This is a genomic window from Pseudomonas sp. GL_103, assembly GCF_057835175.1.
Map to the genome: position 1 here is coordinate 2,003,081 of NZ_CM174420.1, position 15,962 is coordinate 2,019,042.

At 61.0% G+C, this 15,962-nt stretch carries 16 protein-coding genes; 10 read left to right on the forward strand and 6 right to left on the reverse strand.

The features are described from left to right. Positions 1-37: 37 nt before the first annotated feature. From AC3IP0_RS09160 to AC3IP0_RS09190, 7 genes are all read left to right on the forward strand, one after another. A complete protein-coding gene (locus tag AC3IP0_RS09160; RefSeq protein WP_489327201.1) occupies positions 38-1,315 on the forward strand; it encodes a serine hydrolase domain-containing protein in 1,278 nt (425 codons plus the stop codon). Beyond that, positions 1,312-1,632, forward strand: coding sequence for a YbjQ family protein (locus tag AC3IP0_RS09165; protein WP_046042927.1), 321 nt, complete (start codon positions 1,312-1,314; stop codon positions 1,630-1,632). Before AC3IP0_RS09160 ends, AC3IP0_RS09165 begins: the two co-directional genes overlap by 4 nt. 145 nt (positions 1,633-1,777) lie before the next feature. Next, complete coding sequence (locus AC3IP0_RS09170; RefSeq protein ID WP_032829518.1) at positions 1,778-1,966, forward strand: hypothetical protein; 189 nt, start codon at positions 1,778-1,780, stop codon at positions 1,964-1,966. A gap of 313 nt (positions 1,967-2,279) precedes the next feature. Next, entirely contained in the window at positions 2,280-2,648 is a 369-nt protein-coding gene (locus AC3IP0_RS09175) for a hypothetical protein (RefSeq protein ID WP_007988063.1), read from the forward strand. A 113-nt stretch (positions 2,649-2,761) separates the two neighbouring features. Further along, on the forward strand, positions 2,762-3,229 hold the full coding sequence (locus AC3IP0_RS09180) for a hypothetical protein (protein WP_489319737.1): 468 nt from the start codon (positions 2,762-2,764) through the stop codon (positions 3,227-3,229). A 16-nt stretch (positions 3,230-3,245) separates the two neighbouring features. Then, the gene (locus AC3IP0_RS09185; protein WP_442100922.1) at positions 3,246-3,428 is read left to right on the forward strand and encodes a hypothetical protein; all 183 of its coding nucleotides are present in this window, start codon (positions 3,246-3,248) and stop codon (positions 3,426-3,428) included. Positions 3,429-3,535: 107 nt separating this feature from the next. Beyond that, positions 3,536-3,718, forward strand: a complete 183-nt coding sequence (locus AC3IP0_RS09190) for a hypothetical protein (protein ID WP_489318999.1) — start codon at positions 3,536-3,538, stop codon at positions 3,716-3,718. A gap of 48 nt (positions 3,719-3,766) precedes the next feature. Here the strand turns inward: AC3IP0_RS09190 and AC3IP0_RS09195 are convergent, their stop codons facing one another. Further along, a complete protein-coding gene (locus AC3IP0_RS09195) occupies positions 3,767-6,967 on the reverse strand; it encodes an RHS repeat-associated core domain-containing protein (RefSeq protein WP_489327789.1) in 3,201 nt (1,066 codons plus the stop codon). Positions 6,968-7,379: 412 nt separating this feature from the next. Between AC3IP0_RS09195 and AC3IP0_RS09200 the strand changes: the two genes are divergently transcribed. Next, positions 7,380-8,075 carry an HAD-IA family hydrolase gene (locus tag AC3IP0_RS09200; RefSeq protein ID WP_489319000.1) on the forward strand — a complete coding sequence of 232 codons (696 nt, stop codon included), beginning with the start codon at positions 7,380-7,382 and terminating at the stop codon, positions 8,073-8,075. Positions 8,076-8,215: 140 nt separating this feature from the next. Here the strand turns inward: AC3IP0_RS09200 and AC3IP0_RS09205 are convergent, their stop codons facing one another. Continuing rightward, positions 8,216-8,962 (reverse strand): 3-oxoacyl-ACP reductase family protein, encoded by a 747-nt coding sequence (locus tag AC3IP0_RS09205; protein WP_151213299.1) that lies wholly within the window; start codon positions 8,960-8,962, stop codon positions 8,216-8,218. A 124-nt stretch (positions 8,963-9,086) separates the two neighbouring features. Between AC3IP0_RS09205 and AC3IP0_RS09210 the strand changes: the two genes are divergently transcribed. After that, a complete protein-coding gene (locus tag AC3IP0_RS09210) occupies positions 9,087-10,010 on the forward strand; it encodes a LysR family transcriptional regulator (protein ID WP_489319001.1) in 924 nt (307 codons plus the stop codon). Positions 10,011-10,071: 61 nt separating this feature from the next. Here AC3IP0_RS09210 and AC3IP0_RS09215 read toward each other — a convergent pair whose 3' ends face one another. The 3 genes from AC3IP0_RS09215 to AC3IP0_RS09225 all read right to left on the reverse strand — a co-directional run bounded on the left by AC3IP0_RS09215 (position 10,072) and on the right by AC3IP0_RS09225 (position 13,608). Then, complete coding sequence (locus tag AC3IP0_RS09215; RefSeq protein ID WP_489319002.1) at positions 10,072-10,800, reverse strand: aspartate/glutamate racemase family protein; 729 nt, start codon at positions 10,798-10,800, stop codon at positions 10,072-10,074. A gap of 56 nt (positions 10,801-10,856) precedes the next feature. Beyond that, positions 10,857-12,389, reverse strand: coding sequence for an NCS1 family nucleobase:cation symporter-1 (locus tag AC3IP0_RS09220; RefSeq protein WP_489319003.1), 1,533 nt, complete (start codon positions 12,387-12,389; stop codon positions 10,857-10,859). A 478-nt stretch (positions 12,390-12,867) separates the two neighbouring features. Then, on the reverse strand, positions 12,868-13,608 hold the full coding sequence (locus tag AC3IP0_RS09225) for a phosphoadenylyl-sulfate reductase (protein WP_489319004.1): 741 nt from the start codon (positions 13,606-13,608) through the stop codon (positions 12,868-12,870). Between the two features lie 173 nt (positions 13,609-13,781). On the opposite strand from AC3IP0_RS09225, the gene thrH reads away from it, so the two are divergent. Continuing rightward, complete coding sequence (thrH, locus tag AC3IP0_RS09230) at positions 13,782-14,399, forward strand: bifunctional phosphoserine phosphatase/homoserine phosphotransferase ThrH (RefSeq protein ID WP_489319005.1); 618 nt, start codon at positions 13,782-13,784, stop codon at positions 14,397-14,399. A gap of 85 nt (positions 14,400-14,484) precedes the next feature. Here the strand turns inward: thrH and pabB are convergent, their stop codons facing one another. Then, positions 14,485-15,828 carry an aminodeoxychorismate synthase component I gene (gene pabB, locus AC3IP0_RS09235; protein WP_489319006.1) on the reverse strand — a complete coding sequence of 448 codons (1,344 nt, stop codon included), beginning with the start codon at positions 15,826-15,828 and terminating at the stop codon, positions 14,485-14,487. Positions 15,829-15,962: the final 134 nt, after the last annotated feature.

Here is a 15,962-nt window from a genome sequence, read left to right on the forward strand (position 1 = left end):
CGCAGCCAGGCTCATCGCGGCTGTGTCGATAGTTGCCATGTCATCACTGGCCCTTGCATCCGCCCCTGCAACTTTTCCCGACGCCGAAGCCAGCGATCCCGCCAGGCTGGGCTGGATGGCAGGTTCGCCACCCCCCGCTGATCGCACCGTGCGTTTTGAAGACGGCAGCTATTTCCAGTTCCCGGCGATGCGCTGGAGTGTTTCGAATTTTCGGCAACTGATGCCGACGATCAACGTTTCACGCGGTCTGGGTGCTCCGGTTCTTCTGGAGATAGCACTACGCAAAGATATCGACGGGATCAGTTTCGTCCCCCTTGGCGCCAAGGCGCCGATGACCTGGGAGCAATCCCTCGCGGCCACTTACACCGATGGCATTGTGGTGATGCACCGCGGGAAAGTTGTCTACGAACGTTACTTCGGCGTGTTGAAGCCGGACGGCCAGCATGCCGCGATGTCAGTGACCAAGTCCGTGGTCGGCACGCTGGGTGCCATGTTGGTGGCGCAGGGGCGCATCGATGCTCACAAGCGGGTATCCGAATATGTACCGGAACTGAAGGACTCTGCGTTTGGCAGCGCCACGGTACGGCAGGTGCTCGACATGACCACGGGCCTCAAATACAGCGAGGATTACGCGGACCCGAATGCCGAGGTCTGGGCCCATGCCCGGGCAGGCAACCCGTTGCCCAAACCCAAGGGGTATGAGGGACCTCGCAGTTACTACGAGTTTCTGCAGACGGTGCAACCGCAAGGTCAGCACGGCAAAGCATTTGCCTACAAAACCGTCAACACCGACGTGTTGGGCTGGGTCATTGCCCGCGCCACCGGCCGCAATGTTGCGCAACTGCTGTCGGAGAACATCTGGAGCCGATTGGGTGCCGAGCAGGACGGTTATTTCACCGTGGACTCCATCGGCACGCCGTTCGCCGGTGGTGGCCTGAATACGGGGTTACGGGATCCGGCGCGTTTTGGCGAGATGTTGCGTAACGGCGGTCGGTTCAACGGTCAGCAGATCGTGCCAGAGGCAGTGATCGACGATATCCGTGGCGGCGGTGATAGGCAGGCTTTCGCCAAGGCGGGGTACACATTGCTCAAAGGCTGGAGTTACCGGTCGATGTGGTGGGTGACGGACAAGGAGGGCGGGGCGTTCATGGCGCGTGGGGTCCATGGTCAGCGCATCTATGTCGACCCGAAGGCCGAAATGGTCATCGTCCGCTACGCATCCCATCCGGTGGCCAACAACTCGGCCAATGATCCCGTCACTTTGCCGGCGTTTGATGCATTGGCTGAATATCTGAACAGGAAGGAACACCCATGATCATCACCACGACCCACTCCATCGAAGGCCGGCAAATTACCGCCTACCTGGACATCGTCAGCGCCGAGTCGGTGCAAGGGATCAACGTTGTCCGCGACGTGTTTGCCGGGATGCGCGACTTTTTCGGCGGGCGCTCCCAGACACTGGAACGAGCGTTGAAGGAAGCACGCATTCAGGCCACCGATGAAATCAAGGAGCGGGCGCAGGCGCTTCAGGCGGACGCGGTGGTCGGGCTTGATTATGAGATCAGCATGCCGGCCGGCAAGGGTGGGATGGTCGTGGTGTTTGTGACCGGGACGGCGGTCAAGCTGAGGTAAAAGGTGAGAAGCCATTCGTCGGTGACGGGGAAATCCGAACGGCAGGTCCGTTAGTGACCGGCTAGTCTGAAAAACCTTGGCGATCGATATTCTTTCAGGCAAAGGGCTTGCCGGTGTCGATTGCGCTTTTGAAAGGGGTGAAGAGATGGCTGATCCGTATATCGAGGACGATGGCGCAGAATTTCCGATCAACAACTCCGTGCGGTGTGGTCAGACCCAGTATGTGGCCAGTTTCGGCGAGGACCAGACTGAGGTCGACAAGATCAAGACCAGGGCGTGCCGGGTACTGAAGGGCAAATTTTTACCCAAGGTGACAGCACCGGTCAGGAAGTAACCGAACGTCAGGCAGACCCCGTCATAGAGCGGGGTTTTTCATGCCTGAAAAGTTTTATGACAATTTTTTTGAAAAGGGTGATTTTTCACAAACTTTTCACAGTGCCCTCCTTAATCTCGACTCATCCGTTAGAAAGCAACACCTGGCCCGTTTCCCCAGCGGGCTTTTTTTTGTCCGCGATAAAACCTTTTCGCTAAACGCTGTCCAACCGTCGCCAATCGCGAAGTTGGACCGGCGTGCTGGACTTTATCCGCGCAAAAGCATTCAATCTCGCCCCCCTTTTTGTGTACCCCTATTTTTTGAGGTTTTTGTCATGCGTTTAACTCTGCCTGCTCTGGTTCTGGGGCTTCTGGTTGCTCAAGGTGCAATGGCTGGCGACGGCACTGCCGCGCTGGGCGGCGGCTTGGGCGGCGCATTGGGTAACGTGGTCGGCCAGAAGATGGGCGGCAGCACTGGCGCCGCGATTGGTGCGGGCGTCGCTGGCGCGGCGGGCAGCGCAGTTGCCGCAAAAAAAGGTCATCGCACCAGCGCTGCTATCGGTGGCGGTGTCGGCGCGGCCGGTGGTTCGGTGATCGGCAATAGCCTCGGCGGCAAGTCCGGTGCCACCATCGGTGCAGGCCTGGGCGGCGCATTGGGCGGCGGCGTAGGCAGCAACCTGGCCAATGGTCACAAGCGTCACTGATCCTGATTCAGATTTGGAAAGAGCCCGGCCTGATGCCGGGCTTTTTCATTTATGAACGTTTCACGCCGCAGCAGCTCAAATCTTCCATACCCTGGAAGAATGCGAGGCGTGCCATGAACCCGAAAACCAACGGCAAAAAAAACGGAAGCCTGAATGCTCGACTATTGATGGTGCCTGCGATTGTTTTTGGATTGCTGATCTCTCAGGTGGCGCTGGCGGGAGGTAATGGAGATGCCGCGGTAGGCGGTGGTCTTGGTGGGGTGTTGGGCAACGTTGTCGGTGGCCAGGTGGGTGGCAGCACGGGGGCAGCGATTGGTGCAGGTGTCGGCGGAGCGGCCGGTAGTGCCATTGCCGCGCCCAAGCGCAGTCGCACCGAGGCGGCGGTAGGCGGTGGTTTGGGCGCGGCGGGTGGATCGGTGGTCGGCAACAGTCTTGGCGGTTCGACCGGATCGGCTATCGGCGCAGGCTTGGGTGGTGCAGCCGGCGGTGCGGTCGGCAATGATCTGGGGAGCGACAGCGGTCATTCCCATTCCGGTAACGGTCATAAACACTCGAACAAGCACCACAAAAAGCATCACTAGTTGAGCGAGGCATCCCATGACTGCGAAAAGCGAAGGCAAGGAAGAAAAGGGCCCGAGCGGACTGCCATCTATCAACGATCCCGGCAATGAAGATCCGGGATCGCTGATGGATGATGCGACGGTGCCGCTTAACGATGCTGATGATTTGGGCGATGTGGGGAATATTGAGTTTGAGGATGAGGAAGAGGACGAAGATTGATCGAGCCGAGTTGGCGGATTCACCGGTTGTCCAACTGATCGAACGCGTCCATCGCCCGGTCCTCGCCAGGTCGTGATCTGCACCTCAGTTCACACGGGAGGTGCGATATGAACACTGATCGGAAAGTCCCTGACGTTGATGAAACACCGGAGTATCCGCTGCCGTCGCCTACCGATTCCTTGAGCCGCGACCAACGACCGCCGGACGATGATGATGCAGGTGTGGAGCAGGTTCCGAGCGACGACGATATCGAGGCCGATCCAGAAGAACGGGACGATGGCGCGGCTTAGCTAGCCATTACGAAGCGACAGTGAGCAAGCCCGGTCCCGATTGCTTCTTTAAAGCGTCGGTCCGAGGGGTTCAAATCCGGTTACAAAAACTTCCCGTGGCTCCCGTGAGTCTCCGCGGTACAGGTATTTATTCGAAGGTTTTGGAGAGGGCGCATCAGGCTCTCCCTCATCAACCTTTACCCCTCTTTCCCGATGTGGCGCCGAGCATCCCTGCGTGTTCGCCTGCGGGCAATTCCCGCCCAACCCCAATGGATCCACCCACCCCGTCGGGTTCCGGGTGTACCGATACGGGTTCAACCCACCGGCCAGCTTGACCGGATCCGGCGTCAGATAACGACCGATGTCCGGATGGTAGTAGCGATGGCGGTTGTAGTGCAGACCGCTCTCGGCGTCCAAGTATTGCCCCTGAAACCGTAGCGGCTGTTCGAGTCGTTCACCGTCGCCGTGGCTCACTTCGCGGAGTTTGCCGTGGGCGGTGTATTTGGCCGACCAGACGATGGCTCCACCGTAGCTGGTCAGTTCCTGCGGGGTTCCAAGGTGGTCGAGCTGGTAGTAGAACGGGCAGACGTCTGCCCGGCCCTTGCCGTCGAGTAGCGCCAGCGGGCGGAAGCTGCCGGGTTCGTAAACGTAACTGCGGTAGTGCCTGGGAGCGCTTTCGGCGATGAGCTGGTCGCCTTGCCAGAAGAATTGCGTGGTCTGGCCGTCGACGGTTTTGCGGGTGCGCCGGCCGAAGGCGTCGTAGCGGTAGCTGACACTTTTACCGTCCGGGGTGCTGACGCTGATCAGGCGGTGCTGGCTGTCGTAGGTGTATTGGGTGACCTGGCGCGGCATCCCGCGGCGTTCACGGATCAGGTTGCCAAAGGCGTCGTAGACGTAGTGGCTGTTGCAGTGGCGGCGCAGACGGTTGCCCTGGAGCACGAACGGGCCCGGACGACCGTGGATCAGCAGGTTGCCGGCCGGGTCATGGTTGAAGTTCTCCGCGAACGGGTCGCGGGCGTGGCGTACGCCGGTCAGGCGGTCGAGCGCATCGTATTGATAGTGGCGTTGGCCGTAACGGCTGTCGGCAATCTGCAGGAGATTGCCCTTGGCGCTGTAGACATACTCGCGGCGGTACAGCGGTCGTTGCTTTTGGCTGACGGCATGGAGCTGCAAACGGCCTTGCTCGTCGTAGGCGTAATCGCTGAGCAGCAGGCCCTGTTGGCGTTGCTGTTCGCGCCCGCCGACACAACGGTGGCTGGTCAGGCGCGTGCCATTGAGATCAATGGCAGTGAGGATGCCCCCCTTGGCGTGGTGGTAGACAAGGACACAGCCGTCCGGCAGACGCAGCCGCTTGAGTCGACCGCAGGCATCGTAGCCGTAACGCAGGGTGCCCCAGCCCTGATGCTCGGTAATCAGCCGGCCCAGGCGGTCGTATTCGAACGCCAGCGGATGGTCCTGACCGTCATCCACGCGGACCAGTCGCCCGAAGTTGTCGTAGTGGTACTCGACCCTGGCCCCGTCGGGCAGGGTCTTGAGCAATAAGCGCCCGGCGCTGTCGCGTTGGTACTGTGTGACGAGTTGCGAACCGTCGTCGCCGAACTCGGTTTTCTCCAGCAACCGGCCATTACAGTCATGCGCATAGGTGGTACGACGGCCATCGAAGCCGGTTTCCTGTCGGATCAATCCGCCCGGCGTGTAGTCCAGCCGATAGGTGTCGCCGACCTCGTTTTCGATCTCGGTGAGCAACAGTTGCGCATGGTCGTAGCCGTACTTCAGTGCGCTGCCGTCGGGGTTGATCCGACGGCTGACCAAGTGCAGGTCGTCGGCGTATTCGTAGCGGGTTACCCGTCCCAGTTCGTCGGTTTCGGCGGTGACCTGGCTGTAGGCGTTGTAGCGATAGACACGGCAGGCACCGGTGGGCAGCGTGGTCCTGGTCAGTCGCCCCACGGCGTCCCACTCATAGCCGGTGACGGCACCGTGTTCGTCCTGCCGGGTAATCCGCCGGCCCAGCACATCGTAGGAAAAAGTGCGCTGGGCACCGTCCGGCAAGGTTTCCTCCAACAGTTGCCCCAAGGCGTTCCAGACAAACCGGTGACCGCTCTGGTCGGGGAAGCGGATCGTCAGCAAGCGCCCCTGCGGGTCGTAGAAATAGCGGGTGATCTGCCCGTCGGGATCGGAGACGGCAGTGATATCGCCCTGGGCATTGCGCTGACAGGTCCACGTCGCCTGACCACGGGTGAGGGTGCGCAGGAAGCCGTGGCGATAGTCGCAGGACATTGGCGCCTCATCGGGCGCAAGCTGCGCGATCAGCCGGCCGGCTTCGTCATAGTGGTACTCGGTGACGGCGCCGAGGGCGTCCTGCTCGGCGATCAGGCGGCCCTGATCGTCGTAGGCCCTGTGCAGCTCACCGCCGTCGGGCCCGACCTGGCGCACCAACCGTGCGCGGTTGTCATGAACGTAAACCTCTTCGCTACCGTCGGCGCTGTTCACTGTCACGCAGCCTTGATCGTCCCAGGCGTAACGCGCCTCCATCTGCGTAAACGAGGCCCAATGATGGATGCAGCGGGCTGCCTTGCCGCAGCGTTCCCATGCCCAGAAGAAACTCGCGCCGCCGGCCAGTTGCCGTTGCAGGATGACGTGCTGCTCGTCGTAGTCATAACGCTCGCTTTCACCTGCGGCGTTGGTTGCCTCGATCAAGCGCTGGCGGGCGTCGTAGCGGTAGTTGACCAGTGTCTGTTCGGTGCGCCAGGTGTTCGCCTCGGGGTCGCCGCGCTGAAACACCTGATAGTCGACGGCCACCAGGTGCTTGAGGTCGTAACGCAGCAGCAAGGCGCGGTCGGCGCCGTTGTCCAGGCGTTGGATCCGGTCACAGCGGTCCCGCTGCACCGTCAGGCGGTTGCCGTAGGCGTCGCTGATCGCGCTGAGCCGGCCGTCATGAAAGTGGTAGAACCGCGCGCGCTCGCCGGCCAGGGCGAGGATCAGTTCGTCCGGCTCCTCGCCGAGGTAAATCGCCGCCCGCGACAGGCTGTTGTGGATCACCGGGCGCTCTGCCGTCGGCCGGGGAAAGGGCGTGCGGCGGTTTTCGGGGTCGATCCACAGCACTTGCTCGCCGTGGAGTTCCAGGTGCTGGGACAGCGAATGGCTCCAGCCAAAACCGAGGCCGCTGTCGATTTCGACGGCACTGGTGCGATAGAGACGGGTGAAGTCGAAGGGCAGGATCCCGTCGAGGGTGCCGTCGGTGAGGGGCAGCAGTCCTTCGCCGGTAACCATCGACACAGTGCCGTTGTGGGTGGCAGTGCGCTCGACGGTTTCTGCACTGTAGCCGTTGGGGTTTTTCGCCTGTCTGGAGGCGTCCTCGTGGCGTTCATGCCTGCCGGAGCGAAGTGTCAGGGGACCGCTGGCGGGGCATGCCAATACCTCTTGGGGATCGAACATCTGCTGTCTTTCGCTTGGCGGAGTGTGGAGCGCGAAACTCTGCGGGGGATCGGCAAGGAAAGAAGTCGGGAAAGGTGGCGCTTGCTGTAGGGCAATTCGCTTAATCGCGGAGGACCATTCGGCGTCGATCGGGATTTGATCATTGCCCTGAGCCGGCGGTGCTCGCTATGCTGCTGAATCCTTTAATCCATGGGGCATCGGCCGTACCTGAGCTGCCCCGGATGCCTTAGAAAACGGATCAGATGCGATGAATGCACCACTGAAAGCATTCGGCCCGATCAAGGCCGTGATTTTCGATATGGACGGCTTGTTGCTGGATACAGAGGGCATCTACACCGAAGTCACGTCCATCATTGCCGCGCGTTACGGCCGGACGTTCGACTGGAGCATCAAACAGAACATCATTGGCCGGGGCGCGGGCGATTTGGCGCGCTATGTGGTTGAAGCGCTGGACTTGCCGATCACGGCGCAAGAATTTCTGGTGATCCGCGAGCCGCTGATGCGCGAGCGTTTTCCTACCGCGCAGGCAATGCCTGGCGCGCAGGAGCTGGTACGGCATCTGAAGGCCAACAACATTCCCATTGCCGTGGGCACCAGTTCTTCGAGTCAGTCATTCGGCCAGAAAACCACCTTGCACCGCGACTGGTTCGCCTTGTTCGACTTCATCGTCACCGCCGATGACCCCGAGGTGGGCGCGGCCAAACCGGCACCGGATATTTTCCTGACGGCGGCGCGGCGTCTGGGGGTTGCACCGGAAGATTGCCTGGTGTTCGAGGATTCGCCTTTTGGTGTCACCGCGGCGAAAGCGGCGGGGATGACGGCGATTGCAATCCCGGATGCGGCAATGGCCGACGCAAAGTACGCACATGCTGATGGCATTCTTCGTACGCTGAAGGGGTTTGTGCCGAGTGCTTTTGGTTTGCCGGCGCTAGAGTGGGCCTAGCAAAAAAGACGGGGTGACTCTGGCAAATGTGGGAGCGAGCCTGCTCGCGAAAGCGGTGTTTCAGACAACATCAACGTGTCTGATACTCCCTCTTCGCGAGCAGGCTCGCTCCCACAGTTATTGCGGTTGGCTGACACGCATCAGGCGCCGAAACCACCGTCGATGGTCAGGCTGGCTCCCGTGATGTAGCCGGCTTCAGGGCTGACGAGGTAGGCGACGAAGCTGGCGATCTCTTCGGCCTTGCCGTAACGGCCCACGGCCATCAACGGGATCAGGCTTTCCGCAAAGTCACCCTCGGCCGGATTCATGTCGGTATCGACCGGGCCCGGTTGCACGTTATTGATGGTGATGCCTTGCGGACCGAGATCACGGGCCAGGCCTTTGGTCAGGCCGACCAGCGCCGACTTGCTCATTGCGTACGGGCCGCCACCGGCGAAGGGCATGCGGTCGGCGTTGGTGCTGCCGATGTTGATGATGCGACCACCTTCGGTCATGTGTCTGGCGGCGGCCTGGGTGGCGATGAACACGCTGCGTACGTTGATGGCCAGGGTCTGGTCGAAGTCTTCGAGTTTGAACTCGGCCAGCGGTGCAACCGCCAGTACGCCGGCATTGTTGACCAGGATATCCAGGCGACCGAAGGCTTCTACCGTGGCGGACACGGCACCGCGGATCGCGTCGGCGTCAGCGCTGTCGGCCTTGATGGCCAGGGCCTTGCCGCCCTTGGCGGTGATGCTGTCTTGCAGTTCTTCGGCCTTGGCCGTGGAGCTGACGTAAGTGAAGGCAACGGTCGCGCCTTCAGCGGCCAAGCGCTTGACGATGGCGGCACCGATACCGCGGGAACCACCTTGAATCAATGCCACTTTGCCGCTGAGGTTCTGAGTAGTCATGTCGATCTCCAAGTCCCGAGGCGAGATGTCCCGGTTGATGGCGCCTAGTATCGATTCAGGATTACCTGCTGTGTAGACCATAATTGCGATAGTCTGTGTAAACCAAAAGTTTATAGTGGCGCCTATGGAAACCTTCAGCAGTATCGAATGCTTTGTGCGCAGTGCCGAGGTCGGCAGCTTTGCTGAAGCGGCGCGTCGCTTGAGTCTGACACCGGCGGCGGTGGGCAAGAGCGTTGCCAAGCTCGAGGCGCGCCTGGGTGTCAGGTTGTTCCAGCGCAGCACTCGCAGCCTGACCCTGACGGAGGCCGGTCAGTTGTTTCTCGGCGAAGTCAGCGGCAGCCTGCACACGATCCAGAATGCCGTGGCCAATCTCGCCAGCGCCGGAGGGCAGCCGGCGGGCACCCTGAAAGTCAGCATGGGGACGGTATTTGGCTGCCTGTACATTGTGCCGATGCTCGGCGAGTTTCTGCGGCGATTCCCGGCGATCAACCCGGACTGGCACTTCGACAACCGCCAGGTCGATCTGATCGGGCAGGGCTTTGATGCGGCAATCGGCGGCGGCTTCGAATTGCCTCAAGGCGTGGTGGCCCGCCGGCTGAGTCCGGCGCATCGGGTGTTGGTGGCTACGCAGGACTACCTGGAGACACACGCGGCGATCAGCGAGCCGGATGACCTCAAGCACCATGACGGGATTCTGATCCGTTCGCCGCAAACCGGTCGGGTGCGCTCCTGGCAGTTGACCCACCGCAATCAGCAACACAGCCCGTTGACGCTCAAGGCGCGGATGACCATGAGCGATTCCGAGGCCGCCTGCGCCACGGCCGCGCAGGGTCTGGGCATTGCGCTGGTGAGCATGCCGTTTGCCTCGGGCTATCTGGAGTCGGGCAGGTTGCAGCGGGTGTTGCCGGACTGGTACATCGACGACGGCTACACCTCCATCTATTACGCCGAACACAAACTGCTGCCCGGCAAGACCCGGGCGTTTGTCGATTTCATCATTGAGCAGTTTGCCGAGCGGGGGTTGGGGCAGAGGTTTAGTGCTGTTTGAGCAAGTCTTGAAACCGTGGGGCGGCCATCGCGAGCCTGCTCGCGATGAACGATAACGCGGTCTACCGGGCAAACCGTGCCGGCCAACCAATGATGTTTTTCGGCCGCGGCGTCGCATAGGTTCGCACTTTCGACGTCGACAGGCCCAAGCGCACCAGCGACTCGGCAATGGTCACCGCCGCTGTCACCCCATCCACCACCGGTACCCCGGTGCGTCGGCGAATCTGCTCGTCCAGTCCGGCCATGCCGCCGCAGCCCAGGCAAATCACTTCGGCCTTGTCCTGGGTCACCGCCAGTTCGGCCTGATGCACGATGGCCTCCAGTGCGCGCTGCGGTTCGTGCTCCAGTTCCAGCACTGCCAAACCACTGGCCCGTACCGAGGCGCAACGATCCCAGAGGCCGGAGAGCTTGAGGCGATCTTCGATCAGCGGCACGGTACGGTCGAGGGTGGTGACCACGGAATAGGCGTGGCCGAGAAGCATCGCCGTGCTGGCGGCAGCATCGGTGATGTCCACCACCGGCACATTGAGCAGTTCCTGCAGGCCTTCACGACCGTGCTCGCCGTAACCGGCCTGGATCACGGCGTCGAATGGCTGGTCGTAGGACATCACCCGGTCCATGACCGCGATGGCCGCGAGGTAACTTTCGAAGTTGCCTTCGATGGAGTCGGCGCCGAAGTGCGGGGTGAGGCCGACGATTTCCGTGCCGGGCGACGCGACGGCCTGCGCCGAGCGGGCGATGGCCTGGGTGATGGATTCGGTGGTGTTGACGTTGACCACGAGAATGCGCATGGGGAGTCCTTATTGCGGATGGTTCTGCGGCCCGACATTGCCGGGCCTCCATGGAGTTAATGGCTGACGTTTTCGACCGCGATGGCTTCGCCGCTGACATCGGCGTAGTGCGGTTGGCGCTTGGCGATGATCAGATAGAGCATCCCGGCGATGCCGGCACCAATCAGCCAGGAGAACGGCGATACGCTGTGGAACCCCGGCACCAGGGCCAGGACGATGGCGATCAGGGCGGCAGGAATGAACGCCGCCACGGCGCGCAAATTGACCCCGCGGCTGTAGTAATAAGGGCCGTTCGGGTCTTCGCTGTACAACTGCGGCACGTTGACCTGGCCTTTTCGAATCAACCAGTAGTCGACCATGATCACCCCGTACAACGGGCCGAGCAGGGCGCCGAGGCCGGACAGGAAATACACGATCACCAGCGGACTGTTGTAGAGGTTCCAGGGCAGGATCAGCACGGCGATAGTCGCGCTGATCAACCCGGCGCGGCGGAAAGTCAGGTACTTGGGCGCCAGGTTGCTGAGCACGAACGCCGGGGCGACGAAGTTGGCCATGATGTTCACCGCCACGGTGACGATCAGGAACGCCAGGCAGCCGAGCACCAGGAAGAAGGTGTTGGGGATCGAGGCGATGATCTCGGTCGGGCTTTCGATGATCCGGCCATTGATCTGAAATTGCGCGCCGCACAGCAGGACCGTGATGCTGGCGAACACCAGAATATTCACCGGCAAGCCCCAGAAATTTCCGACCTTGATGGTCTTGCGGCACGGCGAAGATCGGGCGAAGTCGCAGAAGTTGAGGATCAAGGTGCCGTAGATCGCCAGCCACAGTGCGCCACCGGCAAAGATGTTGCGCCACATCTCGCCGCCAGTCAGCGGCTCGCGGATCGACCAGGCAATCGTCGCATCGGCCTGGGCGTACATCCACGCGGCGAGGGCGGCGACGGTCAGCAGAATCACCGGGCCGGCAAACGCCTCGTAGCGCCGCACCATCTCCATGCCATAGGCAAGGATCGCCAGTTGCACGAACCAGATCGCGACGAAACACACCCAGCCCAGGGTCGACAGGCCGAGGATCGAGTCGTGGTCGTAGTCGGCGAACCCGGGATGGACCGCCGTCAACAACACGCGAAAGACCACGGACGCAAGGTACGTCTGGATACCGAACCAGGCGATGGCGATCACGGCGCGGATCAATGCAGGAATCTGCGCACCGTGAATGCCGAAACTGATCCGGCTGATGACCGGAAACGGCACCCCGGTTTTCTGGCCCATGTAGCCAGACAGGTTCATGAAGAAGTAAACCAGCGCCGCGCCGATCCCCAGGGACAACAGGATCTGCCAGCCGCCCAGGCCAAGGGCATACAGGCCGATGGCAAACGAGTAGTTGGCAATGTTGTGCACATCGTTGGTCCACAGGGCAAAGATGCTGTAGCGGCCCCAGCGCCGGCCTTCGGACTTGGTCGGTGCCAGGTCCTTGTTGTGCAATCGGGGACTGAGCACCACGGGGGCGTGATGCGCCTGATTGTGGGTGGAATGGGAGGAGGGTAGATCCAGCGCGATGTTGTTATTGGAGAGACTAGTACGCATTCCGGCAGGCTCCTGATGTTCGACGCCGCGATGACTGTGCATGAGCGTTGGCTCGACAAATCTTCGTCGCGGGTGGCGAATATCATTGGTTACGGGGCATCTGCAGCCTGTACGGGATAGGGCGCTTCAGGCTTGCGGATCTAAAGTGTGTGTATGTTTTGATTTGATTGTATACAAAACATGTATGCACTTAAGCCAGATCCATGCCAGTCGCGATTCTATAAAAACCAGTGCTCATTTCGTTTTGTTATCGATAACGGATAAATGACTGAAAAATAGAAAATTTAAATTGACCGATTGAACAGGTATTTATTTTTTGAGAGGGGGATGCAGGCGAGGTGATGAGAAAGGAGATGTAACTTTTTGGGGCGCTGAAACTAAAAGTGCACACACAAATGGCACCGATGGTGACATTCGTGTGTACACATTTTTTGAGGGCTGACACATGACCAATGTGGGGATTTCACAAGGCTTGGGATCAGCCTTTCGACTTGCTGATGATATTCCCCGCATGCAGCCCGCACTCCTTCTGCGTCGCTTCTTCCCACCACCAGCGGCCTTCGCGCTCGTGCTGGTTCGGCAGTACCGGGCGGGTGCAGGGCTCGCAGCCGATGCTGATGAAACCGCGTTCGTGCAGGCTGTTGTACGGCAGTTCCAGCATGCGGATGTAGCCCCAGATCTCTTCGCTGGTCATTTGCGCCAGCGGGTTGAACTTGTACAGGGTGCGTTCCGGGGTGGAGAACGCGGTGTCGATTTCCATCACCGCGACGGCGCTGCGGGTCCCGGGGCTCTGGTCCCGGCGCTGGCCGGTGGCCCAGGCTTTCACGCCGGACAGCTTGCGGCGCAGCGGTTCGATCTTGCGGATGCCGCAGCATTCGCCATGGCCGTCCTTGTAGAAACTGAACAGGCCTTTTTCCTTAACGAACGGTTCGAGTTTGGTGTGGTCCGGCGACACCAGTTCGATGTCGATCTTGTAGTGCTCGCGCACCTGATCGATGAAGCGGTAGGTCTCGGGGTGCAGGCGGCCGGTGTCGAGGCTGAACACCTTGACGTTCTTGTTCAGCTTCCAGGCCATGTCCACCAGCACCACGTCTTCGGCGCCGCTGAAAGATATCCACAGGTCATCGCCGAACTCGGCAAAAGCGAATTTCAGAATGTCCTGGGCGGACTTGTTGGCATAGGTCGTGGCGAGTTCCACGACGTCGAACGTTGGGCTCATCAGGGCGGCTTCCTACAGGTCGGTGGCGCTGGGCGCTCTATATGGGGTCGATGGTAACAAAAAGCTGCACGGGCCGGGGCATCCTCTGCGTTGCGCAGGCAGGCCCGAGTCGCTAGAGTTCGGCAGTCTTTTTGCTCGCTCGACTCAATAATCAATACAAATGGGAGTGTCTTGTGGAAATTGCCTGTCTGGATCTTGAAGGTGTGCTGGTTCCGGAAATCTGGATCGCCTTCGCCGAAAAAACCGGGATCGAATCCCTCAGGGCCACCACCCGGGACATTCCCGACTACGACGTACTGATGAAGCAGCGCCTGCGGATTCTCGACGAGCACGGCCTGAAGCTCTCCGACATTCAGGAAGTGATCGCCACGCTTAAGCCGCTGGACGGCGCCATCGAGTTCGTCGACTGGCTGCGCGAGCGCTTCCAGGTGGTGATCCTGTCGGACACCTTCTATGAGTTCTCCCAGCCGCTGATGCGCCAGCTGGGCTTCCCTACCTTGCTCTGCCATCGTCTGATTACTGACGGCAGCGGGCGAGTCACTGACTATCAACTGCGTCAGAAAGATCCCAAGCGTCAGTCGGTCCTGGCCTTCAAGAGCCTCTACTACCGGGTGATCGCGGCAGGGGATTCCTACAACGACACCACAATGCTGGGCGAGGCCGATGCCGGGATTCTGTTTCATGCGCCGGACAACGTGATTGCGCAATTCCCGCAGTTCCCGGCGGTGCATACGTTTGAAGAGCTGAAGCAGGAGTTCATCAAGGCTTCGAACCGGACGTTGAGTCTGTAGTCGCCTGGTCTGACGCCTTCGCGGGCAAGCCCGCTCCCACAGGTATTGCGGCGAACCTGTGGGAGCGAGCCTGCTCGCGATGCTTTTAAAGGTTCTGCAAAGTGTCGAGCAGCACCTTCACCTTGGTAATCGATTCCTGATACTCAGCCTGCCACTCCGAATCCGCAACAATCCCGCCACCGCCCCAGCAACACACCTGCCCGTCCTTGACCAGCAAACTGCGGATGGCGATGGAACTGTCCATCTCGCCGCGCACGTCCAGGTACAGCAACGAACCGCAATACAGGCCACGCCGGGTCGGCTCCAGTTCGTCGATGATCTGCATGGCACGAATCTTTGGCGCGCCGGTAATCGAGCCGCCGGGGAAGCTGCCGGCGATCAGGTCCAGCGCATCGCGCTCATCCGCCAGTTCACCGGTGACGCTGCTTACCAGGTGGTGCACGTTCGGATAGCTTTCCAGGCTGAACAGTTCCGGCACCCGTACCGAGCCGGTGCGGCAGGTGCGACCGAGGTCATTGCGCAGCAGGTCGACAATCATCAGGTTTTCCGCGCGGTCCTTGGGGCTGGCCAGCAATTCGGCGGCGTTCGCGGCGTCTTGCTCTGGCGTCAGGCCCCGCGGGCGAGTGCCCTTGATCGGGCGGGTTTCCACATGGCCCTGGCTGACTTTGACGAAGCGTTCCGGCGACAGGCTGAGTACGGCATCGCCATCAGGCAAGCTCTGGAAGCCGGAAAAAGGCGTCGGGCACGCAGCGCGCAGCGCGCAGTAAGCGGCCCACGAATCACCCTGGCAGGGCGCGCGAAACCGTTGGGCGAAATTGACCTGGTAACAGTCGCCGGCCTGAATGTACTGCTGGATGCGCTCGATGGCCTGTTGATACTCGTCAGCGCTCAACTCGGCAGTCATCGGGGTGAGCAGTTTGAAGGGCGCGGACACTTGCGGTGCAGGCTGGCTGAACAGTTCGATCAGGCGCTGGCGCTCGCTGTCGGGCAGGGACGGGTGGAACACCAATTGACTGGTCAGCGACAGGTGATCGCTGATCAATGCCCAGCCGTACAAGCCGAAACGCGCGTCGGGCAAATGCAGGTCGTCACGGGCCTGGCTCGGCAGGCGCTCCAGATGTCGGCCGAAGTCGTAACTCAGGTAGCCGATCAACCCACCGGCAAACGGCAACTCGTAAGGTGCCGGCAGACTGGCTTCGCCCAGGCGTGTCAGGTTATCGCGCAGGCGTTGCAGGAAAGCGTCGCCACTTTCGTCGGGCGATACCGTCAGTTGCTCCAATGGCCAGGCGCTGAGCAGGTCATAGCGACCACGGTCGGCGCTGGGGCGGCCACTGTCGAGCAGGACGGCACCGGGTGCATGGCGAATCGCCGCGAAATATTCGGCGGGGTTGGCGCGATAGGGCAGCGGGTGTACGGAGCAGGTCAACATGGGCGGGGGAAGTCAGCCATCGAGGCGGGGTGGCGATTGTAGTCCTCTGCAGGATTTGGTCCTAGAGGGATGTCGGAAAGAAGCATGTGGCCGCACACTCTTGTGGCGAGGAGGCAAGCCCCCTCGCCACAAAA